This is a genomic window from Kitasatospora sp. NPDC057936 (assembly GCF_042887525.1).
In the GTDB taxonomy this organism is placed as follows: domain Bacteria; phylum Actinomycetota; class Actinomycetes; order Streptomycetales; family Streptomycetaceae; genus Kitasatospora.
This window is the reverse complement of sequence record NZ_JBHVPD010000013.1, coordinates 99,845-122,912: the sequence shown is the minus strand read 5'-3', so window position 1 is coordinate 122,912 and position 23,068 is coordinate 99,845. Positions and strand designations below refer to the sequence as shown.

The 23,068-nt window shown below is 72.4% G+C and carries 15 protein-coding genes; 11 read left to right on the top strand and 4 right to left on the bottom strand.

Translation table 11 applies throughout. The features are described 5' to 3' along the window. The first annotated feature begins 194 nt into the window (after positions 1–194). The 3 genes from mtrA (at position 195) to ACFVU9_RS10140 (ending at position 4,816) form a co-directional block, all read left to right on the top strand. The gene (mtrA, locus tag ACFVU9_RS10150; RefSeq protein WP_030061806.1) at positions 195–872 is read left to right on the top strand and encodes an MtrAB system response regulator MtrA; all 678 of its coding nucleotides are present in this window, start codon (positions 195–197) and stop codon (positions 870–872) included. A gap of 124 nt (positions 873–996) precedes the next feature. Then, positions 997–2,991 (top strand): MtrAB system histidine kinase MtrB, encoded by a 1,995-nt coding sequence (mtrB, locus tag ACFVU9_RS10145; RefSeq protein WP_380435440.1) that lies wholly within the window; start codon positions 997–999, stop codon positions 2,989–2,991. After that, positions 2,966–4,816, top strand: a complete 1,851-nt coding sequence (locus ACFVU9_RS10140) for an LpqB family beta-propeller domain-containing protein (RefSeq protein WP_380435439.1) — start codon at positions 2,966–2,968, stop codon at positions 4,814–4,816. The genes mtrB and ACFVU9_RS10140 overlap by 26 nt, the downstream gene beginning before the upstream one ends. A gap of 25 nt (positions 4,817–4,841) precedes the next feature. Here the strand turns inward: ACFVU9_RS10140 and ACFVU9_RS10135 are convergent, their stop codons facing one another. Then, positions 4,842–5,576 (bottom strand): ComF family protein, encoded by a 735-nt coding sequence (locus tag ACFVU9_RS10135; RefSeq protein ID WP_387591830.1) that lies wholly within the window; start codon positions 5,574–5,576, stop codon positions 4,842–4,844. 370 nt (positions 5,577–5,946) lie between these two features. Between ACFVU9_RS10135 and hpf the strand changes: the two genes are divergently transcribed. Together hpf and ACFVU9_RS10125 are read left to right on the top strand one after the other, a co-directional pair. Beyond that, positions 5,947–6,645, top strand: coding sequence for a ribosome hibernation-promoting factor, HPF/YfiA family (gene hpf / locus ACFVU9_RS10130; RefSeq protein WP_380435437.1), 699 nt, complete (start codon positions 5,947–5,949; stop codon positions 6,643–6,645). Positions 6,646–6,860: 215 nt separating this feature from the next. Beyond that, positions 6,861–7,619, top strand: a complete 759-nt coding sequence (locus ACFVU9_RS10125) for a response regulator (protein WP_380435436.1) — start codon at positions 6,861–6,863, stop codon at positions 7,617–7,619. Positions 7,620–7,663: 44 nt separating this feature from the next. Here the strand turns inward: ACFVU9_RS10125 and ACFVU9_RS10120 are convergent, their stop codons facing one another. Together ACFVU9_RS10120 and ACFVU9_RS10115 are read right to left on the bottom strand one after the other, a co-directional pair. After that, complete coding sequence (locus ACFVU9_RS10120) at positions 7,664–8,860, bottom strand: winged helix-turn-helix domain-containing protein (protein ID WP_380435435.1); 1,197 nt, start codon at positions 8,858–8,860, stop codon at positions 7,664–7,666. Positions 8,861–8,937: 77 nt separating this feature from the next. Further along, positions 8,938–9,495, bottom strand: a complete 558-nt coding sequence (locus ACFVU9_RS10115) for a GNAT family N-acetyltransferase (protein WP_380435434.1) — start codon at positions 9,493–9,495, stop codon at positions 8,938–8,940. 241 nt (positions 9,496–9,736) lie between these two features. On the opposite strand from ACFVU9_RS10115, the gene secA reads away from it, so the two are divergent. Continuing rightward, complete coding sequence (gene secA / locus ACFVU9_RS10110) at positions 9,737–12,499, top strand: preprotein translocase subunit SecA (protein WP_380435433.1); 2,763 nt, start codon at positions 9,737–9,739, stop codon at positions 12,497–12,499. Between the two features lie 59 nt (positions 12,500–12,558). Here the strand turns inward: secA and ACFVU9_RS10105 are convergent, their stop codons facing one another. Continuing rightward, positions 12,559–13,053, bottom strand: a complete 495-nt coding sequence (locus ACFVU9_RS10105) for an Rv3235 family protein (RefSeq protein WP_387591824.1) — start codon at positions 13,051–13,053, stop codon at positions 12,559–12,561. A gap of 455 nt (positions 13,054–13,508) precedes the next feature. Between ACFVU9_RS10105 and ACFVU9_RS10100 the strand changes: the two genes are divergently transcribed. The 5 genes from ACFVU9_RS10100 to ACFVU9_RS10080 all read left to right on the top strand — a co-directional run bounded on the left by ACFVU9_RS10100 (position 13,509) and on the right by ACFVU9_RS10080 (position 22,932). Then, positions 13,509–14,570 carry a patatin-like phospholipase family protein gene (locus ACFVU9_RS10100; RefSeq protein WP_387591821.1) on the top strand — a complete coding sequence of 354 codons (1,062 nt, stop codon included), beginning with the start codon at positions 13,509–13,511 and terminating at the stop codon, positions 14,568–14,570. Between the two features lie 116 nt (positions 14,571–14,686). Next, positions 14,687–15,196: a DUF6912 family protein gene (locus ACFVU9_RS10095; RefSeq protein ID WP_387591818.1), complete on the top strand. Its 510-nt coding sequence runs from the start codon at positions 14,687–14,689 to the stop codon at positions 15,194–15,196. A gap of 83 nt (positions 15,197–15,279) precedes the next feature. Then, positions 15,280–15,936, top strand: a complete 657-nt coding sequence (locus ACFVU9_RS10090) for an HAD family hydrolase (RefSeq protein ID WP_380501591.1) — start codon at positions 15,280–15,282, stop codon at positions 15,934–15,936. Positions 15,937–16,076: 140 nt separating this feature from the next. Continuing rightward, on the top strand, positions 16,077–17,702 hold the full coding sequence (pruA, locus tag ACFVU9_RS10085; RefSeq protein WP_380435453.1) for an L-glutamate gamma-semialdehyde dehydrogenase: 1,626 nt from the start codon (positions 16,077–16,079) through the stop codon (positions 17,700–17,702). 283 nt (positions 17,703–17,985) lie between these two features. Then, complete coding sequence (locus ACFVU9_RS10080) at positions 17,986–22,932, top strand: NAD-glutamate dehydrogenase (protein ID WP_380435428.1); 4,947 nt, start codon at positions 17,986–17,988, stop codon at positions 22,930–22,932. The last annotated feature ends 136 nt before the right edge of the window (positions 22,933–23,068 follow it).

Below are 23,068 nucleotides of genomic sequence, written 5' to 3'. Positions count from 1 at the left end.
CAGGGGTATCCGGTCGCGGAACGGATACGGGGGCGTGACGGGGGTCCGGGCACGGCTCCGGGACGGTTCGGAGACGCTCCACCGGGGGGCATTCGCCCGGTATGGCCGGAATTCCCGGCTGGTCGAGTTGGCCGTTGTGGAGCATTGGCACTGCTGTGCGGCAGGTCACAATCCGGTAATGAGAGGATGGAGCCATGAAGGGACGCGTCCTCGTCGTTGATGACGACTCCGCACTGGCCGAGATGCTCGGCATCGTGTTGCGTGGTGAGGGTTTTGAGCCGTTTTTCGTCGCAGACGGGGACAAGGCACTAGCCGCGTTCCGGGAGACCAAGCCCGACCTCGTGCTGCTCGACCTGATGCTGCCCGGCCGGGACGGCATCGACGTCTGCCGCCAGATCCGTGCCGAGTCCGGGATCCCGATCGTCATGCTGACCGCGAAGACCGACACGGTCGACGTCGTGGTGGGCCTGGAGTCGGGTGCCGACGACTACGTCACGAAGCCGTTCAAGCCCAAGGAGCTGGTGGCCCGGGTGCGTGCCCGGCTGCGCCGCGCCGAGGAGCCCACGCCCGAGCAGCTGACCATAGGCGACCTGGTGATCGACGTGGCCGGTCACTCGGTGAAGCGGGACGGCCGGGGCATCCCGCTGACCCCGCTGGAGTTCGACCTGCTGGTGGCGCTGGCCCGCAAGCCGTGGCAGGTGTTCACCCGCGAGGTGCTGCTGGAGCAGGTCTGGGGCTACCGCCACGCGGCGGACACCCGGCTCGTCAACGTCCACGTGCAGCGCCTGCGGTCGAAGATCGAGAAGGACCCGGAGCGCCCCGAGATCGTGGTGACCGTCCGCGGCGTCGGCTACAAGGCCGGACCCAGCTGACGTGACGCACCGGGCTGACGAGTCCCCGTCGGGTTCCGCGACCGACGGGGCGGGCGCCGTGCGCGGGGACGTGCTGAGTTCGACCACCCTCCGCCGGCGTGGCCCGGCCGCGATGCTCGCGTTGGTGACCCGTCAGCTACGCCGGCCCGCGCACCGGGTGACGGCGCTGTACCGCCGCTCGATCCAGCTGCGCGTCGTCGCGGTGTCGCTGCTGGCGTCCATCGCGGTCGTGCTGGTGCTGGGCGTGGTCGTCGTGGCGCAGGTGCGCACCGGTCTGCTGGACACCAAGCTGGCGTCCGCGCGCGAGCAGGCGCGGATCGGCTTCCAGGCCGAGCTGAAGAAGATCGACGAGGCCAAGGACCAGCGGATGCGGGTCGGCGCGACGGCGGACCCGAGCACCGACGAGGTCGGGTCCTGGCTGCTGCGGCAGGTCAACGACCTGGCCGCGAGCGGGCAGACGGTCTACTCGGTGATCGCGACGATGCCCGGCACCGGCCAGACCGTGCTGCCGGACGCGGTGGGCTTCGGCCCGCGCTACTCGGGCGACATCCTGCCGATCAGCGTGCCCGACACGCTGCGGGCCAAGGTGTACGCCGAGCCCGGCCAGATGTTCGACCAGCCGACCCGGATCCACCGCTCCGCCGAGAGCGGCGGGCACACCGAGCCCGGGCTGGCGCTCGGCATGCAGTTCGACGGCCCGACCAACAACACGAGCTACCAGCTCTTCTACGTCTTCTCCTTCGGGCAGGAGACGGACACCCTCAACCTGGTCACCGGCACCCTGGCGACCGCCGGCGTGTTCGTCGTGATCCTCATGGGCGGCATCGCCTGGGTCGTGGTGCGCCAGGTGGTCACCCCGGTCCGGATGGCCGCCGGGATCTCCGAGCGGCTGGCCGACGGGCACCTGGAAGAGCGGATGAAGGTCACCGGCACCGACGACATCGCCCGCCTCGGCGAGTCGTACAACCGGATGGCCAACGCGCTCCAGGCGCAGATCCGGCAGCTGGAGGAGCTGTCCAGGGTGCAGCGGCGCTTCGTCTCGGACGTCTCGCACGAGCTGCGCACCCCGCTGACCACGGTCCGGATGGCCGCCGACCTGATCTACGACAGCCGCGAGGACCTGGACCCGATGGCGGCGCGCTCGGCCGAGCTGCTGCAGGGCCAGCTGGACCGCTTCGAGTCGCTGCTCGCCGACCTGCTGGAGATCAGCCGCTTCGACGCCGGCGCCGCGATCCTGGACGCCGAGCCGGTGGACCTGCGCGACATCGTCGCCCGCGTGGTGGAGGCCGCCGACCCGCTGGCCCAGGCCAAGGGCAGCGCCGTGGTGATCCGCGGCGACGGCGAGCCGGTGGTCGCCGAGGTGGACTCCCGCCGGATCGAGCGCATCCTGCGCAACCTGGTGGTCAACGCGCTGGAGCACGGCGAGGGCCGCGACGTCGTGGTCCGGCTGGGCTCGGCGGACGGCGCGGTCGCCGTCGGCGTGCGCGACTACGGCATCGGGCTCAAGCCGGGCGAGGCGTCCCGGGTGTTCCACCGCTTCTGGCGGGCCGACCCGTCCCGGGTGCGGACCACCGGCGGCACCGGCCTCGGCCTGTCGATCGCGGTGGAGGACGCGCACCTGCACGGCGGCTGGCTGCAGGCCTGGGGCGAGCCCGGCGGCGGCTCGCACTTCCGGCTCACGCTGCCGCGCACGCGCGGCGGGGAGATCAGCCGGGCGCCGTTCCGGCTGGAGCCGGAGGACTCGCGCAACAACCGGGGCCTCGGCACGTACGGGACGCCGTACCGGCGGGCGATCACCCCGGCCGGGGCGACGGCCCTCACCGCGGCCGAGGAGCAGGCCGAGACGCCGGACGCCGTCGGCAGCAGCCTGGGCAGCGGTCTCGGAGGGGTGCTGAACATCGGCCCGGGTCTCGGCAAGGCCCGGCTGCCGGAGGGGCCGCGCGCGGACCCGTCCGATGTGCGCGCGGCGGGGGCCGGCTACCTGGCCACCGGTGCCCAGGTCATGGTGGACCCCACGCCCGGACGGCCGTCGGTGGCGCAGCGCACGGCGGAGCCGGATCTGACGGGCGGGACGGACACGGAGGGGACGCAGCGTGCGAAGGACCAGCGGCAGGCCTGATCCGCGGCTCGCGGCGGTGGCCGGCGGGGTGTTCGTCGCCCTGCTGGCCGGCGGGTGCGCGGCCATGCCGGACTCGGGCGGCATCACCAAGGTCGAGCTCTCCCAGGGCTCGGCCGACAAGAACCTGCAGGTGCGGGTCTTCCCGGTGGGGCCCGCCAAGGGTGCCAAGCCGCAGGACCTGCTGGCCGGGTTCCTCGACGCGGTGACGGCCGACGAGGGCTACGACACGGCGCGCAAGTACCTCACCGAGGAGGCCGCCGCGGCCTGGAACCCGGACGCGGGCATCACGGTGCTCTCGGCCACCATTCCGCCGGCCGGTGCGGACCTCCCGGAGGCGGACATCAGCACCACGCTGTCCATCACCGGGCAGGTCGTCGCGGACGTCGACCCCAGGCACACCTACGAGCTGGTGACGGGGCAGAGCACGAAGTCGTCCGACTTCACCTTCCTGCGCCAGAAGGACGGGGAGTGGCGCATCGACAAGCTGCCGCCCGGTCTGATCATGAACGAGACCAACTTCCGCAACAGCTACCGCCAGGTGGACCGGTACTTCTACACCGCGCCCGACCCGTCGGCGGCGGGCTTCGGGCCGGCCCCGGACGTGCTGGTCGCCGACCCGATCTACCTGCGGCGGCGGACGGACCCGCTGACGGCGGCCGCCAAGGCGCTGGTCGGCGGGCCGTCGTCCTGGCTCGGACCGGCCGTGCGGACGGCCTTCCCCGGCGGAGCGAGCATCGACCGGGTCGGCGTCGACGACAGCCGTGTCGCCCACGTGCAGCTCGGCGGTGCCGACCTCGCCGACACGGTGTCCTGCCGGCGGATGGCGACCCAGCTCTTCTACACCCTCGCCGAGCAGGGGAAGGGGCAGGTCGAGAAGGTGGAGCTGAAGGGGCAGCGGGGCGGTTGCACGGCCGGTCGCAACGACTCGCCGTCCACCGGCCCCGGGGCGCTGTCCGGGTCGGACGGCGCGCAGCAGTACCTCCAGCGCAATGACAACGGCGCCCTGATGCTGGTCAACGACACCACCACCAGCTCCGTGCGCGGCGTGCTCGGCAAGCCGCAGCCGGCCGGCAAGACCCCGCTCGGCCCCGTCGCCGTCCGCCGGGACGGCTCCCAGGCCGCGGTGCTCGGCCGCGACCACCACCAGCTCTACTCGGTGCCGCTGTCCGACAACGCGGTCGCGCTGCCCGAACCGGTGCTGACCTCGGCGCACACCGGCGACGACGGGCTGGCCTCGCCCAGCTGGGACGGCCGCGGCGACCTCTGGGTGGTGGACCGCAGCCCGGAGGACCCGCGCGTGGTGATGGTCCGCGGCAACCGGACGTACACCGTTCCGGTCGAGAAGCTGAACGGGCAGAGCGTGCAGATGCTCCGGGTCTCCTCGGACGGCGCCCGGATCGCCCTCGTGGTGAAGGGGCCGAGCTCGTCCAGCCGGTCGCTGATGTTCGGCGCGATCGTGCACGGCGGCACCCCGGAGGCGCCGACCGTGCGGATCGTCGGGCTGCACACGGCGGCCCCGGCGATCACCGACGTCGCGTCGCTGTCCTGGGCGGAGTCCGACCAGCTGCTGGTGCTGGGCAAGGAGGCCGACCGCCTCCCGCAGCTGCACTACATCAGCACCGACGGCTCGCCGAGCACCGACGCCCCGGCGCAGGGCGGCGAGGGCATGGCGACCGCCGAGGCCTCGGAGTCCCGGGCGAACGGGCTGACTCCGCCGGTGCTGGCGCTGCAGGCCACCGAGGGCCGGATCTACCGGCTGACCAACAGTCAGTGGCGGGAAGTCACGCTGTCGGACCGGGCGAGCGCCTTCTTCTACCCGGGCTGAGCCCCGGGCCGCCGCCCGGCGGGCCTCAGAGCGGGCCCTCCCGGGCGCGCAGCGGGCCGGCCGCCGCGACGGTGGCCGCCGCGCCGGCCGGCAGACCGGCCGCGGCCAGCGCCCGCGCGGCCTCGGCGAGGCTGGCGCCGGTGGTCACCAGGTCGTCCACCAGGACCGGTTGACGGCCCGCCAGGCTCCGGTTCGCGCGCGGCAGGACGGTGAGCGCGCCGTGCAGGTTGCGCCGGCGCTCGGCCGCGGTCAGTTCGGCCTGGTCGGCGACCGGGCGGGTGTGGCGCAGCAGCGGTGCGGCCCTGACGTCCAGGCCGGCCCGGCGCAGTGAGCGCGCCGCGGCCGCGGCCAGCCGGAGCGTCGGGTCGTGGCCGCGGGCGCGGACGGCGGCCCGGGTGGAGGGCATCGGCACCAGCAGCAGCGGCGCGAGCCCGGCGCGCGGCCCGAGCGCGGAGCGCACCGCCCGGCCGAGGGCTTCGCCGAGGGGGCCGGCCAGTCGCAGGGCGCCGCGTTCCTTGTGGGCGAGCAGCAACTGCCGGACCGGGTCGGCGTACGGTGCCGCGGCGTGCGCCCAGGGCAGCAGCGTGGGGCCGGGCCGGGAGGCGCCCAGGGCGTGTCGGCACGCGGGGCAGAGCTGGGTGCGGTCGGTGCCGCAGCCGGCGCAGTGCGTGGGCAGCAGGACGTCCAGCAGGTCGGCCAGTGCGTGGCCGAACGGCCCGTGCGGGGAGGGCGGGTGGACGGGTCCGGTGGTGGGTGGCACGACTGCTCCTGGCGGCGGCAGGCACGAAGAGTGAGCAAAGGATGCGCCGTACGGGGGGTGTTGTCCAGGTATTCACCCATGCTTCACTCCTAGGAGGGTAAACAGGGTGCAACAGCTTGACCGTTCACCCACCGCTCCTGGCCCATGCCCACGACCGAGCCTGGGGAGGCGAAAACCCCGTGTGAGGTGTTCGATAAAGCTTCAAGGGGTTTCAACCGTCCCTGGTGGGGAGGAAGTGAGGTGAGGGCCAGTCGTTCCCGCCGCTGGCGGTGGGGGCGGGGGGCCGGCAGTGGATGGGCTGGTCCAGCTGGGTCTCAGTCCGGTCCGGTAGCACCCGGATCGGCGTCAGCACGAGGGATCGGAGTTCTGCGTGGACATCGTCGTCAAGGGCCGCAAGACCGAGGTGCCCAAGAGGTTCCGCGAGCACGTGGCCGAGAAGCTGGAGAAGGTCCAGAAGTTCGACGGCAAGGTGATCAGCCTCGACGTCGAGGTGTCCAAGGAGCACAACCCGCGGCAGGCCGACCGGTCCGAGCGGGTGGAGATCACCCTCCGTACCCGTGGGCCGGTGATCCGGGCCGAAGCCGCCGCCGGGGACCCGTACGCGGCGCTCGACCTGGCCTCGGCGAAGCTCGACGCCCAGCTGCGCAAGTCCGCGGACCGGCGTCGGGTGCACAAGGGCGGCAACGGCCGCACCCCGATCAGCGTCGCCGAGGCGACCGCGGCCCTCGCCGGGCTGCCGGAGCCGGCGGCGCCGGAGAGCGAGACCAACGGGGCCGTCCGCAAGACCATGATGGGATCCCTGGAAGTGGAGGGCGAAGGCCCGCTGGTGGTCCGGGAGAAGACCCACCCGGCCGCCCCCATGGCGCTGGACCAGGCGCTCTACGAGATGGAGCTGGTCGGCCACGACTTCTACCTGTTCGTGGAGAAGGACAGCGGCCTGCCGAGCGTCGTCTACCGCCGGCACGGCTACCACTACGGTGTGATCCACCTGCAGACCGACCCCGCCGCCCAGTCGGCGGGCGGCGGCGCGGGTGGCGCGATCGGCGGAGCCGACGACGACGAGGACTGACCGTCCGGAGCGATGAACGGGTGACCCCGGCGGCCGCGGCCGCCGGGGTCACCGGCGTTCCGGGGGCCGTCCGCGGTCGAACGTCGGTCGAGCGCGGTCGCGGGCCGTGGTGGAGGGGTCACTCGTTGCGGGGGAATCGGCATCGGAGGGTGACCGTTGCGTGGCCGCGGCGTGGAATGATTGGCGCACGACGTCCCGCGAAGGGGGAGGAGCGGATGGGGGATCACTTCGGGCTGGGGCCCGCTGGGGGGCCGGTTGCCGGACTGTCCCCAGGAGCGGGCGAGGAGCTCGCGTACGCACCGCGCCGGGGTGAGCCGATCCGCGTGCTGGTGGTGGACGACCACGCGCTCTTCCGCCGCGGGCTGGAGATCGTGCTCGCCGAGGAGCCGGACATCAAGGTCGTCGGCGAGGCGGGGGACGGCGCCGAGGCCGTGCTGAAGGCCGCCGACCTGCTGCCCGACATCATCCTGATGGACGTCCGGATGCCGCGCCGCAGCGGGATCGAGGCGTGCACGGCGATCAAGGACGTGGCACCCAGCACCAAGATCATCATGCTGACGATAAGCGACGAGGAGGCCGACCTCTACGAGGCGATCAAGGCGGGCGCCACCGGCTACCTGCTGAAGGAGATCTCCACCGACGAGGTCGCCACCGCGATCCGCGCCGTCGCCGACGGGCAGTCGCAGATCAGCCCGTCGATGGCCTCCAAGCTGCTCACCGAGTTCAAGTCGATGATCCAGCGCCGCTCCGACGACCGGGACCTGGTACCCGCGCCCCGGCTCACCGACCGGGAACTGGAGGTGCTCAAACTGGTGGCGACGGGGATGAACAACCGGGAGATCGCCAAGGAGCTGTTCATCAGCGAGAACACCGTCAAGAACCACGTGCGCAACATCCTGGAGAAGCTGCAGCTCCACTCCCGGATGGAGGCCGTGGTCTACGCGATGCGCGAGAAGATCCTCGAAATAGGGTGACGCGGCGCGCGGTGGCCGGGGCTCCCCCCGGCCACCGGGCGTGCTCACGCCGCGAGCAGCTTCTCCAGCGCGGGGCGCAGCCGCTCGTCGTGCAGCGCCTCCACCCGCACGGCGTCGCAGCCCACCCAGGAGGCCGCCTCGCGCAGCGCCGTCGCCAGTGCCCCGACGTGCCGGGCGGAGTCGAGCGAGACCTGGCGGGCGACCAGGGTGCGCCCCTCGCGGGCCGGGTCCACCCGGCCGACCAGGCGCCCGCCGGCGAGCAGGGGCATGGCGAAGTAGCCGTGCACCCGCTTGTGCTTGGGGGTGTAGGCCTCCAGGCGGTGCGTCATGCCGAAGACGCGCTCGGTGCGCGCGCGGTCCCAGACCAGGGAGTCGAACGGCGAGAGCAGCGTGGTGCGGTGGCGTCCGCGCGGCGGGGCGGCGGCCAGCGCGGCGGGATCGGCCCAGGCGGGAGCCGCGGTGCCGTCGGGGCCCCAGCCGGCCACTTCGACCGGGACGAGGCCGGTGTCGGCGAGGACCGGGTCCAACTCCTCGGCGCGCAGCCGGTGGTAGTCCAGCAGGTCGGCCCGGGTGGCCACGCCGAGGGCGGCGCCGGCCTGGGCGACCAGGGTGCGGACGCAGTCCGCGTCGGTCGGATCCTGCCCGAACAGGGCGTCGGGGACGGCCTGTTCGGCCAGCGCGTAGACCCGCTTCCAACTCCGGCGCTCGGTGCAGACCACGTCGCCGAAGGCCAGGGCGCGCTCGACCGCGATCTTGGTGTCGGACCAGTCCCACCACTCGGCCGTCTTCTTCGCGCCGCCCAGCTCGGTGGACGTCAACGGCCCCTCGGCGCGCAGCTTGTCGAGCACGTGCCGGTACGTTTCGGGCGAGACCTGGTGACCCCAGAGGTGGCCGCGGTCGCGGTAGCGGCGGCGGCGGAACGCGAACAGCGGCCACTCCTCCACCGGCAGGACGCAGGCCGCGTGCGACCAGTACTCGAAGCTGGTGCCGTGGCCCCAGTACGCGGCCTCGACGGCGGGCCGGCCGACCGCGCCGAGCCGGGCGTACGGGACCAGTTCGTGCGAGCGGGCCAGCACGGAGATCGTGTCCAACTGGACGGCGCCCAGGTGCCGCAGCACGCCGCGCACCCCGGCCCGCCGGTCCGGCGCACCGAGCAGGCCCTGCGCGCGCAGGGCGATCCGGCGGGCGTCGTCGGCACTCAGGACGGCGACGGGGGAGCTGGGGGCGGGCGCGGAGCTCATGCCGGGGAGCGTAACGCCCGGCACCGACAGCGGCCGGGCCCGGCCGGGCCCGGTGGCGCGGCCGGCGGCGGGCCGGCTCAGGCCAGGTCGGACGGGAGCAGCGAGGCGACCCAGGAGTCGTGGAAGACGCCGCGCTGCTCGGCGTACGAGCGCAGCGTGCCCTCGAAGCGGTAGCCGACCCGCTCGGCGACGGCGCGGGAGCCGTCGTTGCCGACGTAGGCGAGCCACTGGAGGCGGCGGACGCCGAGCTCGGTGAGGGCCCAGCGGGCGACCTCGCGGGCCGCCTCGACGGTGTAGCCGCGGCCGCGCTGCTCCTTCGCCGTCCACCAGCCGACGGAGGCGGCGGCCGGGTCGGCGGCGAAGCGGGACACCGACTGGGTGCCGACCAGGCGCCCGGTGGCGCGGTCGGTCACGCACCAGATGTACTCGGAGCCGTCGCGCAGCCCGTTCGGGGCCAGTGTGCGGACGAAGAACTCCGCGTCCTCGCGCCGGTAGGGGACCGGCACCACCGTCCAGCGCTGGATCTCCTCGTCCTGGCAGGCGGCGAGGACCGCGTCGATGTCCGACTCCTGCGGGGCGCGCAGGACGAGGCGCTCGGTGGTGAGGGTGACGGGCGTGGTCCGGAGTTCTTCCATACCCGGATTATTCCGCGCCAAGCGGAGGGCGGACATCCGAATATTCCGCCAACTCGGCGGGGCCGGGACCGTTTTGCCCCGGTGGGCGGTGCTATCGGTCGGGCGCCCGCGCGAGTGACACGGGAATACCGTGCTGACGCACCTCCCGGGGCATTGGACTCCTCGCATACGATGGCCCGTGCGGTGGGGTGAACCCGTCGTGCAGTCGTCCAGTGCCAATACAGGCAAGGAGCCCGCTCTAGTGTCCGTCTTCGACAAGATCCTGCGCGCCGGCGAAGGCAAGATCCTTCGCAAGCTGCAGCGGATTGCTGCCCAGGTCAACTCCATCGAAGAGGACTTCGTCAACCTCACCGACGCGGAGCTGCGGGCACTGACCGACGAGTACAAGCAGCGGCTCGTCGACGGGGAGTCCCTGGACGACATCCTCCCCGAGGCGTTCGCCACCGTCCGCGAGGCCGCCAAGCGCGTCCTCGGCCAGCGGCACTACGACGTCCAGCTCATGGGCGGCGCCGCGCTGCACTTCGGCTACGTCGCCGAGATGCGCACCGGTGAGGGCAAGACCCTCGTCGGCACCCTGCCCGCGTACCTGAACGCGCTCACCGGCAAGGGCGTCCACCTGATCACCGTCAACGACTACCTCGCCGAGCGCGACTCGGAGTGGATGGGCCGGGTGCACCGCTTCCTCGGCCTCGAAGTCGGCGTGATCCTGGGCAACATGACGCCCGCCGAGCGCAAGCGCCAGTACGCGATGGACATCACGTACGGCACCAACAACGAGTTCGGCTTCGACTACCTGCGCGACAACATGGCCTGGTCGAAGGACGAACTCGTCCAGCGCGGCCACAACTTCGCGGTGGTCGACGAGGTCGACTCGATCCTCATCGACGAGGCCCGCACCCCGCTGATCATCTCCGGCCCGGCCGACCAGGCGACCAAGTGGTACGCCGACTTCGCCAAGCTGGTGCAGCGCCTGAAGATCGACCGCGACTACGAGGTCGACGAGAAGAAGCGCACCGTCGGCATCCTGGAGGAGGGTGTCACCCGGGTCGAGGACTACCTCGGCATCGACAACCTCTACGAGTCGGTGAACACCCCGCTGGTCGGCTTCCTGAACAACGCCATCAAGGCCAAGGAGCTGTACAAGGCGGACAAGGACTACGTCGTCATGAACGGCGAAGTCATGATCGTCGACGAGCACACCGGCCGCATCCTGGCCGGCCGCCGCTACAACGAGGGCATGCACCAGGCGATCGAGGCCAAGGAGGGGGTGGAGGTCCAGAACGAGAACCAGACCCTGGCCACCATCACCCTGCAGAACTTCTTCCGCCTGTACGACAAGCTCTCCGGCATGACCGGTACCGGCACCACCGAGGCCGCCGAGTTCCACCAGATCTACAAGCTCGGCGTCGTGCCGATCCCGACCAACAAGACGCCGCTGCGCATCGACCAGCCCGACCTGATCTACAAGTCGGAGCCGGCCAAGTTCGCCGCCGTCGTCGAGGACATCGCCGAGAAGCACGAGAAGGGCCAGCCGGTGCTGGTCGGCACCGTGTCGGTCGAGAAGTCCGAGTACCTGTCGCAGGAGCTGCGCAAGCGCGGCATCCCGCACGAGGTGCTGAACGCCAAGCACCACGAGCGCGAGGCGCAGATCGTCGCGCAGGCCGGCCGCAAGGGCGCCGTCACCGTCGCCACCAACATGGCCGGCCGCGGCACCGACATCATGCTCGGCGGCAACCCGGACCACCTCGCGGCGGCCGAGCTGGCCCAGCGCGGGCTCTCCGCCGGGGACAACCCGGACGAGTACGAGGCCGCGTTCCCGGCCGCGCTGGAGAAGGCCAAGGCCTCGGTCAAGGCCGAGCAGGACGAGGTCAAGGAGGCCGGCGGCCTCTACGTCCTCGGCACCGAGCGGCACGAGTCCCGCCGGATCGACAACCAGCTGCGCGGCCGCTCCGGCCGTCAGGGCGACCCGGGCGAGTCCCGGTTCTACCTGTCGCTCGGCGACGACCTGATGCGCCTGTTCAAGGCCGGCATGGTCGAGCGCGTGCTCTCGATGGCCAACGTGCCCGAGGACGTGCCGATCGAGTCGAAGATGGTCACCCGGGCGATCGCCTCCGCGCAGACCCAGGTCGAGCAGCAGAACTTCGAGATCCGCAAGAACGTCCTGAAGTACGACGAGGTGCTGAACCGCCAGCGCGAGGTCATCTACGGCGAGCGCCGCCGCGTCCTGGAGGGCGAGGACCTGCAGGAGCAGGTCGGCCACTTCATGGACGACACCGTCGAGGCCTACGTCAAGGCGGCCACCGGCGAGGGCTTCGAGGACGACTGGGACCTGGAGAAGCTCTGGTCCGCGCTCAAGCAGCTCTACCCGCTCGCCCTGGACCTCGGGGAGCTGGAGGAGGAGGCGGGCGGCTCCGGCGGTCTGACCTCCGAGTTCCTCACCAAGGTCGTCCAGGAGGACATCCAGGCGCAGTACGGCGCCCGCGAGGACCAGCTCGGCGAGGAGATCATGCGCGAGCTGGAGCGCCGGGTCGTCCTGTCGGTGCTGGACCGCCGCTGGCGCGAGCACCTCTACGAGATGGACTACCTCCAGGAGGGCATCGGCCTGCGGGCCATGGCGCAGCGCGACCCGCTGATCGAGTACCAGCGCGAGGGCTTCGACATGTTCACCGCGATGATGGAGGGCATCAAGGAGGAGTCCGTCGGCTACCTGTTCAACCTGGAGGTCCAGGTCGAGCAGCAGGTCGAGGAGGTCCCGGTCGAGGACGCCGAGGTGGTGCTCGACAAGCTGGAGAAGGACGCCGCCCGCCCGGAGATCAAGGCCAAGGGCCTGGAGGCCCCGAAGCCGCAGCGGCTGCACTACACGGCCCCCTCGGACGAGATCGGCGGCGGCGTGGTCGAGGGCGACTTCGACGACCTCGCGGCGGAGGACGAGGGCGACGGCCTGACCCGCGCCGAGCGCCGCAAGGCCGCGAAGTCGGCCAAGGGGCGCCGCCGCAAGGCCTGAGCCGCCACCGCGCCACAGCACAGGGCGCCGTTCCCGTACGGGGGCGGCGTCCTGCGCCGTCACCGGGCCTCCACGGCGGTGCACTGCCACTGACCGGCCGGGCCGCGCTGTTCGAGGCGGAAGGCCACCATGTGGTGCCGCCGGCCGAGGTCGACCCGCACGCACGCCTCGACGGCGTCGGGCGAGGGCGATCTGTCGTGCACCGGGCCCAGGCGCGGCCGGGCGCCGGCGCCGCCGCGGCGCAGGGCGCCCGTGCGGACGAGGGAGGCGAGCTGGCCGTAGCCGTCCAGGCTGGTGTGCCGCATCAGCTGGCCGGACGGGCGGGCGCCGGTGAGCACCTCGACGAGCCGGTGCGCGAAGCGCGCCGCGAGTGCGCGGGGGTCGTGCCCGGGCGGGGCGCCGGCGCAGTCGGCCCGGGGGTGCCGGGGCCGCCGCCCGGCGGGGTGCGGTGCGCCGTCGTGCAGGTGGCGGTGGGGGCGGGCGGCGAGCGGTGGGGTCACGGGTGTCTCCTCGGGGCCGGGTGGGCGGGCGGTGGTGCTCCGGGGCGTGGTCACGGGTGCTTCCTCGGGTGGACGGCGGGGGTGGACGGCAGGACTGGATGGCGGGGGTGGACGGCAGGGCTGGACGGCGGGGGTGGACGCGGACGGGTCGGGGGTGCTTCCTCGAGCGAGTGGTGCGGGTACGGACGGGTCCTTGGTAGCGGCGGTCGGGAGGGGGCGGCAAGGGGATTGCGCAACCGTGGGGAGCGGAGGGTGAAGTTCACCTATCCGGGCGAACAGCCCGTTGCGGCGGCGGCCTCCCGGGCCGTCCCGGAGGCACGCGGTTGACGTGCGACGACGGGCGGGTAGGCCCGAAAGGGGACGGCCGCGTTCGCCGGTCCGGGTGGTGCGGCCGGGGTCACGCGTTGCGGCGGTCCGCGGTCGGCGCGCAGGATCGGATCCTGACCGGGAACCGCGGGAGCGGGCGCGACGCCCCACGACGACAGGCGGCCGGCATGACGACACCCGGCATGACGACACGGGCAGCAGCGGCGCAGTCCCCGGCCCGGACGGGTGCCGCCCGGGGAGCACCCCGGCGCGGGCTGGTCCTGGGCGGCGGCGGCATGCTCGGCGCGGCCTGGACGGTCGGCGCGCTGTGCGCCGTCGAGGAGGCGACCGGCTGGCGCCCCGGCGACGCCGACGTGCTGCTGGGCACCTCGGCCGGCTCCATCCTCGGCGCGCTGCTCGCCGCCGGCGTGCCGGTCGACCAGCTGCGCGACCACCAGCGCGGACTGCCGCTCACCGAGGGCCCGCTGGCCGGCGTGGCCTTCGACTACGAGACGGCCGTCGGCGGCGCCCTGCCGCCCCGGCCGCGGGCCGGGATCGGCTCGCCTGGCCTCCTGCGGGACGCCGTCCGCCACCCGCGCGAGTACCCGCTGCTGACCATGGTGTCGGCGGTGGCGCCGCACGGCCGCGGCTCGCTCGCCCCGGTCGGCGCGCTGGTCCGCGACCTGCACGGGCCGGGCGGCTGGCCGGCCGGCTCCGCGCTGCGGGTCGCGGCCGTGGACTACCGCAGCGGCCACCGGGTGGTCTTCGGCGACCCGGACGCCCCGGCGGTCGCCATCGCGGACGCCGTGATGGCCTCCTGCGCGATCCCCGGCTGGTTCGCGCCCGTCCGCCTGGACGGCTCGGCGTACGTGGACGGCGGCTGCTGGTCGGCCACCAACGCCGACCTGCTGCTCGGCCGCGGTCTGGACGAGGCGTACGTGCTCGCCCCGATGGCCCTGCGCCTGCACCCCCGCGCCGGGCGCGCCGACCGCGGCACCCTCGCCGCGCTGTACGAGTGGCGCGCCCGCGACCGCCCGCGCGGCGTGCTGGCCCAGGTGGTCAGCCGCTACCGCCGCGCGGTGACCAGGCAGCTGCTGCGCGAGGCCGCGTTGCTGCGGGCGGAGGGCGTGCGGGTGCGGCTGCTCGCGCCGACGCCGGCGGACCTGGCGGCGATGGGTCCGAACATGATGGACCCGGCCCGCCGCGGCGCGGTGCTGGAGAGCGCGCTGCGCACCAGCCGGGAGGCGCTGGCGGCGGCGCGCTGATCCGCGGCCCGCCGATCCGGCGGGACGTGATCACGGCGGGCGCCCGGCGCTTATTCTTGGGGGCGCTGGAAGCTGTGCCGCTGGACGAACGCTGGACGAACCGGAGAGTGCCACCGATGCGCGTGTACGTGCCCACCACCCTGACCGGCCTGGCGGCGGCGCACCCGGGCGGCGTCCTGGACCAGGCCGCGGCGTACGCCGTGACGCCCGCGCTGCGCGAGTGGTACGTCAGCGACGACATCGAGGAGCTGGAGTACGCGGCGCTGAACCGGGCCGCGCAGTCCTCGCTGCGGCTGCTGGCCGCCGATCCCGACGCGCCGCGCCGCCGCGTCGTGGTGGCGCTGGACGTGGCGGACTCCGCCGTGCGGCCCTTCCCCGGCGACGAGTACCAGGACCAGGCCTCGCTGGGCCGCGTGGTGCTGGCCGGTCCGGTGAAGCTCGCGAAGGCGGCGGCCGTGCACGCGGACGTCGCCGACGACGAGGTGCTCGCGGACGTGACGGCGGCCGTGGCCGCGGTGGCCGCCGCCGACGAGGGGGACCAGGACGCCCAGTTCACCGTGGACGGCGCCGAGGACCACGACCTGCTCTGGTTCGCGACCCAGGAGATCCCCGGGCTCCTCGCCTGACCGCCCGCCCGGCCGGTCCGCGGCCGCCCCTGCGTGAGCCCCGTCCTACCGGCCCGTCGGTGCCCGGAGTTACCGTTCGGATCGTGCGTAATCACATCGTCTGGGACTGGAACGGCACGCTCTTCCACGACATGGAGGCGGTGCTCGGAGCGAGCAACGCCGCGTTCGCGACCATCGGCGTCGGGCCGATGACCATGCAGGAGTACCGCGAGCAGTACGAGATCCCGATCCCCCGCTTCTACGAGCGCCTGCTCGGCCGCATGCCGTCCCGGGCCGAGTGGCTCCGCCTCGACGACGCCTTCCACGACCGCTACCGCGAGCTGAGTCCGGCCTGCGGCCTGACCGACGGCGTGCGCGAGCTGCTGTCGGGCTGGCAGGAGGCGGGGCACAGCCAGTCCCTGCTGTCGATGTACGAGCACGACAAGCTCGTGCCGCTGGTCGACGGCTTCGGCCTGACCGGCACCTTCCTGCGCGTGGACGGCCGCAGCGGCCCCTCCGGCGGGCAGAAGGGCGAGCAGCTGGTCCGCCACCTGGCGGCCCTCGGCGAGCGCGTGGACCCCGCCCGTACGGTCCTCATCGGGGACGCCGCGGACGACGCCCTCGCGGCGATCGGCGCGGGCGCGCACGCCGTGCTGTACACCGGCGGCTCGCACACCAGGGAGAAGCTGGAGCCGGTCGGCGTGCCCGTCGTGGACACCCTCGCGGAGGCGGTCGAGCTGGCCGGACGGCTGACGGCCTGAGCTGCGGCGATGCCGCCGTCCTGACGGCGGACGTGGCGCGCGCCACGTCCGCCGTTGGCGTGTCTGGACGGGCGGATCCGCCGGGGGCTGGTCAGGCTGGACTGACATCGGTACAGCAGCAGGACGGAGCCGCCATGCCCATCGACGCAGTGACCCAGGTGCCGGAGCCGGTCAACGAGCCGGTGCGGGCGTACGGGCCCGGCAGCGCCGAGCGGGAGCGCCTGGTGCGGCGCCTGGACGAGCTGGCGGCCGAGCAGGTGCCGCTGCCGATGACGATCGGCGGGGAGCAGCGCTTCGGCGGCGGCGAGCGGATCGACGTCGTCCAGCCGCACCACCACGCGGCCAAGCTGGGCGTGCTCGGCAACGCCACCCGGGAGGACGCCCGCGCGGCGGTGGACGCGGCGCTGGCGGCCGCCCGGGAGTGGCGCTCGCTGTCCTTCGACGACCGCGCGGCGGTGTTCCTGCGCGCCGCGGACCTCCTCGCCGGGCCCTGGCGGGAGACGCTCAACGCGGCCACGATGCTCGGCCAGTCCAAGACCGCGCAGCAGGCGGAGATCGACTCGGCCTGCGAGCTGATCGACTTCTGGCGCTACAACGTCCACTTCGCCCGGCAGGTCCTGGCCGATCAGCCGGTCTCGTCCCCGGGGGTGTGGAACCGCACCGACCACCGCCCGCTGGAAGGTTTCGTCTACGCGATCACGCCGTTCAACTTCACCGCGATCGCCGGGAACCTGCCCACCGCCCCCGCGCTGATGGGCAACACGGTGGTCTGGAAGCCCGCGCCGACCCAGGCGCTGGCCGCCCACCACCTGATGCGGCTGCTGGAGGCGGCCGGCCTGCCGCCCGGGGTGATCAACCTGGTGACCGGCGACGGCCTCCAGGTGTCCCCGGTCGCGCTGGCCGACCCGGCGCTGGCCGGCCTGCACTTCACCGGCTCGACCGCGACCTTCCAGTCGCTGTGGCAGACGATCGGCGCGAACATCGGCGGCTACCGGACGTACCCGCGGATCGTCGGCGAGACCGGCGGCAAGGACTTCCTGCTCGCCCACCGCTCCGCCGACCCGGAGATCCTCAAGACGGCGCTGATCCGCGGCGCCTTCGAGTACCAGGGCCAGAAGTGCTCGGCGCTCTCCCGCGCCTACCTGCCGCGCAGCCTCTGGCAGCGGATCAAGGACGACTTCCTGGCCGAGGTCGACGCCCTCGCCGTCGGCGACGTCACCGACCTCTCCAACTTCATGGGCGCGCTCATCGACCGGCGGGCCTTCGAGAAGAACCGGGACGCCATCGAACGGGCCAAGCGCGACCCCACGATCGAACTGGCGGCCGGCGGCCAGTACGACGACGCGATCGGCTGGTTCGTCCGGCCCACCGTCCTGGTCTCCTCCGACCACCGCGGCGAGATCTTCCGCACCGAGTACTTCGGCCCGATCCTCGCCGTCCACGTCTACGAGGACTCCCGCTGGGACGACGTGTTCGCCAGGATCGACGCCGCCGCCCCGTACGGCCTGACCGGTGCCGTCATCGCACAGGACCGCTACGCGATCGCCCGTGCGGTGGAGGAACTGCGCTTCACCGCCGGGAACTTCTACATCAACGACAAGCCGACCGGCGCCGTCGTCGGCCAGCAGCCCTTCGGCGGCGGCCGTGCCTCCGGCACCAACGACAAGGCGGGCGCCGCCCAGAACCTGCTGCGCTGGACCTCGGCCCGTTCGATCAAGGAAACCTTCGTGCCGCCGACGCACCATGCGTACCCGCATATGGGCTGAAAGCGAACATCCGGTTCCGGTTTGGACATGGTGTCCAGGACGGACCGGTCACCCGGCAGCTTTGCGCCTCCCTGTCCCTGTCCACCTTCGATTGATCCGGTTAGGCTGGCTGGCGTCGTCGGGTGGCTCCGCAGGACGAATCGTCCTACCCACTGCGAAGGCGTTTCATGCGCGCCATGAACCCTTTTCAGTCGGATGGTGCGGCAGGATTGCGGTAGACCCGTCGGTGTTCATCCACACACGACCGAGTCACGCAACGGCGCGCGACAGGAGCCAAGAAGTCATGCAGACCAAGCTGGACGCAGCCAAGGCCGACCTGCTCAAGAAGGCCGCCGCAGCCGCTGAGAACAGCCAGGTGGGGGGAGCGGCGCCGGGGGAGGGTCTGAGCAACGGCGCTCTTACCGCGTACCTGCACCACTACTACCTCCACACCGCGCCCGAGGACCTGGTCGACCTCGACCCGGTTGACGTCTACGGCGCGGCCGCCTCGCACTACCGCCTGGGCCTCAAGCGCCCCCAGGGCACCGCCGAGGTGCGGGTGCACACCCCCTCGGTCGAGGAGAACGGCTGGTCCTGCGGCCACACGGTCGTCGAGGTCGTCACCGACGACATGTCCTTCCTGGTCGACTCCGTCACCAACGAGCTGTCCCGCCAGGACCGCGGCATCCACATCGTGATCCACCCGCAGCTGGTCGTCCGCCGTGACATCACCGGCAAGCTCCTGGAGATCCTCGACGTCGACGCGTGCGCGCGCAGCCAGGCCGCCGGCGCCGAGTGGCCCGCCGACGCGACCGTCGAGTCGTGGATGCACATCGAGATCGACCGCGAGACCGACCGCGAGGACCTGCGCTCGATCGAGTCCAACCTGCGCCGCGTGCTCGGCGACGTCCGCGAGGTCGTCGAGGACTGGACCAAGATGCGCGACAGCGCGCTGCGCCTGGCCGACGAGCTGGCCGAGGAGCCCCCGGCCGGCCTGCCCGAGCAGGAGGTCGGCGAGGCCTGGGAGCTGATGCGCTGGCTCGGCGACGACCACTTCACCTTCCTCGGCTACCGCGAGTACGACCTCGTCGAGCACGAGGGCGAAGAGGTCCTCAAGGCCGTCGCCGGCACCGGCCTCGGCATCCTGCGCGCCGACCCGCACAGCCACGACGACCGCCACCACTCCGTGAGCGAGGCCTTCGGCCGCCTCTCCGCGCCGGTGCGCGCCAAGGCCCACGAGAAGAAGCTGCTCGTCCTCACCAAGGCCAACAGCCGTGCCACCGTGCACCGCCCGGCCTACCTGGACTACGTCGGCGTGAAGAAGTTCAACGCCGCCGGCGAGCCCATCGGCGAGCGCCGCTTCCTCGGCCTGTTCTCCTCCGCCGCGTACACCGAGTCCGTCACCCGGATCCCGGTCGTGCGCCGCAAGGTCCAGGCCGTCCTGGACGGCTCCGGCTTCTCCAGCGAGAGCCACGACGGCCGCGACCTGCTGCAGATCATGGAGACCTTCCCGCGGGACGAGATGTTCCAGACGGCGGCCTCCGAACTGCTCTCGATCGCCACGAGCGTGCTCTACCTGCAGGAGCGCCGCAAGCTGCGCCTCTTCCTGCGCCAGGACGAGTACGGCCGCTACTACTCGGCGTTCATCTACCTGCCGCGCGACCGGTACACCACCCGGATCCGCCTGCTGCTCACCGACATCCTCAAGGAAGAGCTGAACGGCGACGCCATCGACTACACGGTGTACGCCACCGAGTCGGTGCTGACCCGCCTGCACTTCGTCGTCCGGGTGGCCCCCGGCACCGAGCTGCCGCAGCTCACCGACACCGACATCGAGCGGATCGAGAACCGCCTGGCCGAGGCCGCCCGGTTCTGGATGGACGGCTTCCACGACCAGCTGCACACCGAGCTGGGCGAGGAGAAGGCCGCCGAGCTCGGCCACAAGTACGCCAACGCCTTCCCCGACGGCTACCGCGCCGACTTCCCGCCGCGCACCGCCGTCTCCGACATCAAGCAGATCGAGTCGCTGCACGGCGCGGGCGACTTCCGCCTCAACCTGTACCAGCCGGTCGGCGCCGGCGACGACGAGCGCCGCTTCAAGATCTACCGGGTCGGCGGCCCGATCTCGCTCACCGAGGTCCTGCCGGTGCTCCAGCGCCTGGGCGTCGAGGTCCTGGACGAACACCCGTACGCGCTGCGCCGCTCCGACGGCACCACCGCGTGGGTGTACGACTTCGGCCTGAAGCTGCGCGAGGCCACCGAGCTCACCGACGAGGCGCGCGAGCGCTTCCAGGAGACCTTCGCCGCCACCTGGACCGGCCGGGCCGAGAACGACGGCTTCAACGAGCTGGTCCTCACCGCCGGGCTGACCTGGCGCCAGGCGATGATGCTGCGCGCGTACGCCAAGTACCTGCGCCAGGCGGGCTCCACGTTCTCCCAGGACTACATGGAGGACGCGCTCCGCAACAACACCCACAGCACCCGCCTGCTGGTCAACCTCTTCGAGGCCCGGCTGAGCCCGAGCCACCGCTCGGGCGCCCTGGAGCTGACCGAGGGCATCCTGGAGGAGCTGGCCGGCGCGCTCGACGAGGTCGTCTCGCTGGACGAGGACCGCATCCTGCGCTCCTTCCTGAACCTCATCAAGGCCACCCTGCGGACCAACTTCTTCCAGCACGACGGCTCCGGCGAGTGGCACTCCTACGTGTCGATGAAGTTCGACCCGAAGGCCATCCCGGACCTGCCGGCCCCGCGCCCGGCGTTCGAGATCTGGGTCTACTCGCCGCAGGTCGAGGGCGTGCACCTGCGCTTCGGCAAGGTCGCCCGCGGCGGTCTGCGCTGGTCCGACCGGCGCGAGGACTTCCGCACCGAGATCCTCGGCCTGGTCAAGGCGCAGATGGTGAAGAACACCGTCATCGTGCCGGTCGGCGCCAAGGGCGGCTTCGTCGCCAAGCAGCTGCCGGACCCGTCGGTGGACCGCGACGCGTGGCTGGCCGAGGGCGTCTCCTCGTACAAGACGTTCATCTCGGCGCTGCTCGACATCACCGACAACCTGGTCGGCGGCGAGGTCGTCCACCCGGCCGACGTGGTCCGCCACGACGAGGACGACACCTACCTGGTCGTCGCCGCCGACAAGGGCACCGCGACCTTCTCGGACATCGCCAACGGCGTCGCCGAGTCCTACGGCTTCTGGCTGGGCGACGCGTTCGCCTCCGGCGGCTCGGCGGGCTACGACCACAAGGGCATGGGCATCACCGCCCGCGGCGCCTGGGAGTCGGTCAAGCGCAACTTCCGCGAGCTCGGCGTCGACACCCAGGCCGAGGACTTCACCGTCATCGGCATCGGCGACATGTCCGGCGACGTCTTCGGCAACGGCATGCTGCTCAGCGAGCACATCCGGCTGGTCGCGGCCTTCGACCACCGCCACATCTTCCTCGACCCGAACCCGGACGCGGCCCTCTCGTACGCCGAGCGCCGCCGCCTGTTCGACCTGCCGCGCAGCTCGTGGGACGACTACGACAAGTCGCTGATCTCGGCCGGCGGCGGGGTGTTCCCGCGCAGTGCCAAGTCGATCCAGGTCAGTGCCCAGGTCCGGGCCGCGCTCGGCATCCAGGAGGCCCGGCTCACCCCGGCCGAGCTGATGAAGGCGATCCTGCAGGCGCCGGTCGACCTGTTCTGGAACGGCGGCATCGGCACCTACATCAAGGCCTCGACCGAGACCAACGCCGAGGTCGGCGACAAGGCCAACGACGCCATCCGCGTCAACGGCGAGCAGGTCCGGGCCCGGGTCATCGGCGAGGGCGGCAACCTCGGCTGCACCCAGCTCGGCCGCATCGAGTACGCGGCGGCCGGCGGCCCGGAGAGCACCGGCGGCTGGATCAACACCGACGCCATCGACAACTCGGCCGGCGTGGACACCTCGGACCACGAGGTCAACATCAAGATCCTGCTCAACGGGGTCGTCGCCGAGGGCGACATGACGGTCAAGCAGCGCAACACGCTGCTGGCCGAGATGACCGACGAGGTCGGCCACCTGGTGCTGCGCAACAACTACGCGCAGAACGTGGTGCTGGCCAACGCCGTCGCCCAGGCGCACAGCATGGTCAACGTCCACTCCCGGATGATCAACCGCTTCGAGGCGGCCGGCCAGCTCGACCGGGGGCTGGAGTTCCTGCCCGCCGAGCGCCTGATCCGCGAGCGCCAGCAGAACGGCCGCGGGCTCTCGCAGCCCGAGATGTCCGTCCTGCTCGCGTACACCAAGATCACGCTGGCCGAGGAGCTGCTCGCCACCGACCTGCCCGACGACCCGTACTTCCGCACCGCGCTCCACGAGTACTTCCCGAGCGCCCTGCGGACCAGGTTCGCCGAGGCGATCGACGGCCACGCGCTGCGCCGCGAGATCATCACCACGCTGATCGTCAACGACACGATCAACCGCGGTGGCTGCACCTTCGCCTTCCGCCTGAAGGAGGAGACCGGCGCGACCTACGAGGAGATCGCCCGGACGCACACCGCCGCGCGGGCCGTGTTCGGCCTGGAGGAGATCTGGGGCGAGATCGAGGGCCTGGACAACAAGGTCCCGGCCCGGGTCCAGACCAAGATGCGGCTGCACTCGCGCCGCCTGGTCGAGCGCGCCACCCGGTGGATGCTCAACAACCGCCGCCAGCCGCTGGACATCGCCGCCACGATCGCGTTCTTCCGCGACCGGATCGCCCAGGTGTGGGGCTCGCTGCCCAAGCCGCTGCGCGGCGAGGACCTGGCGTGGTTCGAGTCGATCCACGGCGAGCTCGCCGCGGCGGGCGTGCCGGAGGAGCTGGCCACCCGGATCGCCGGCCTGTCCTCGGTCTTCCCGACCCTGGACATCACCGAGGTCGCGGACCGCTCCGGCAAGGACGTCGCGGACGTCGCCGAGCTCTACTACGACCTCGGCGACCGCCTGCAGATCTCGCACCTGCTGGACCGCATCATCGACCTGCCCCGCACCGACCGCTGGTCGTCGATGGCCCGGGCCGCGATCCGCGAGGACCTCTTCGCGGCGCACGCGGCGCTGACCGCCGACATCCTCGTCTGCGGCCCGGAGGGCGCCACCCCGGAGGAGCGCTACACCGCCTGGGCGGAGCTCAACGGGACGCTGCTGAACCGCGCGAAGAGCACGCTCGACGACATAAGGGGTTCGGACAACTACGAGCTGTCCAGCCTGTCGGTCGCGATGCGCGTCATCCGCACCCTCCTGCGCACCGGCTCGATGCGCTAGGAAGTCAGGACGGCAAAGGGGCGGGGCGCCGAGCTGGAGCGGGTCTATCGCGACGACCGTCGGGCGCAGGGTCGCGGTGCGCGGGATGCGTCCGCTGATCCGGGCGGCCTGGAAGGCGCAGACGCCGCCGTCCGGC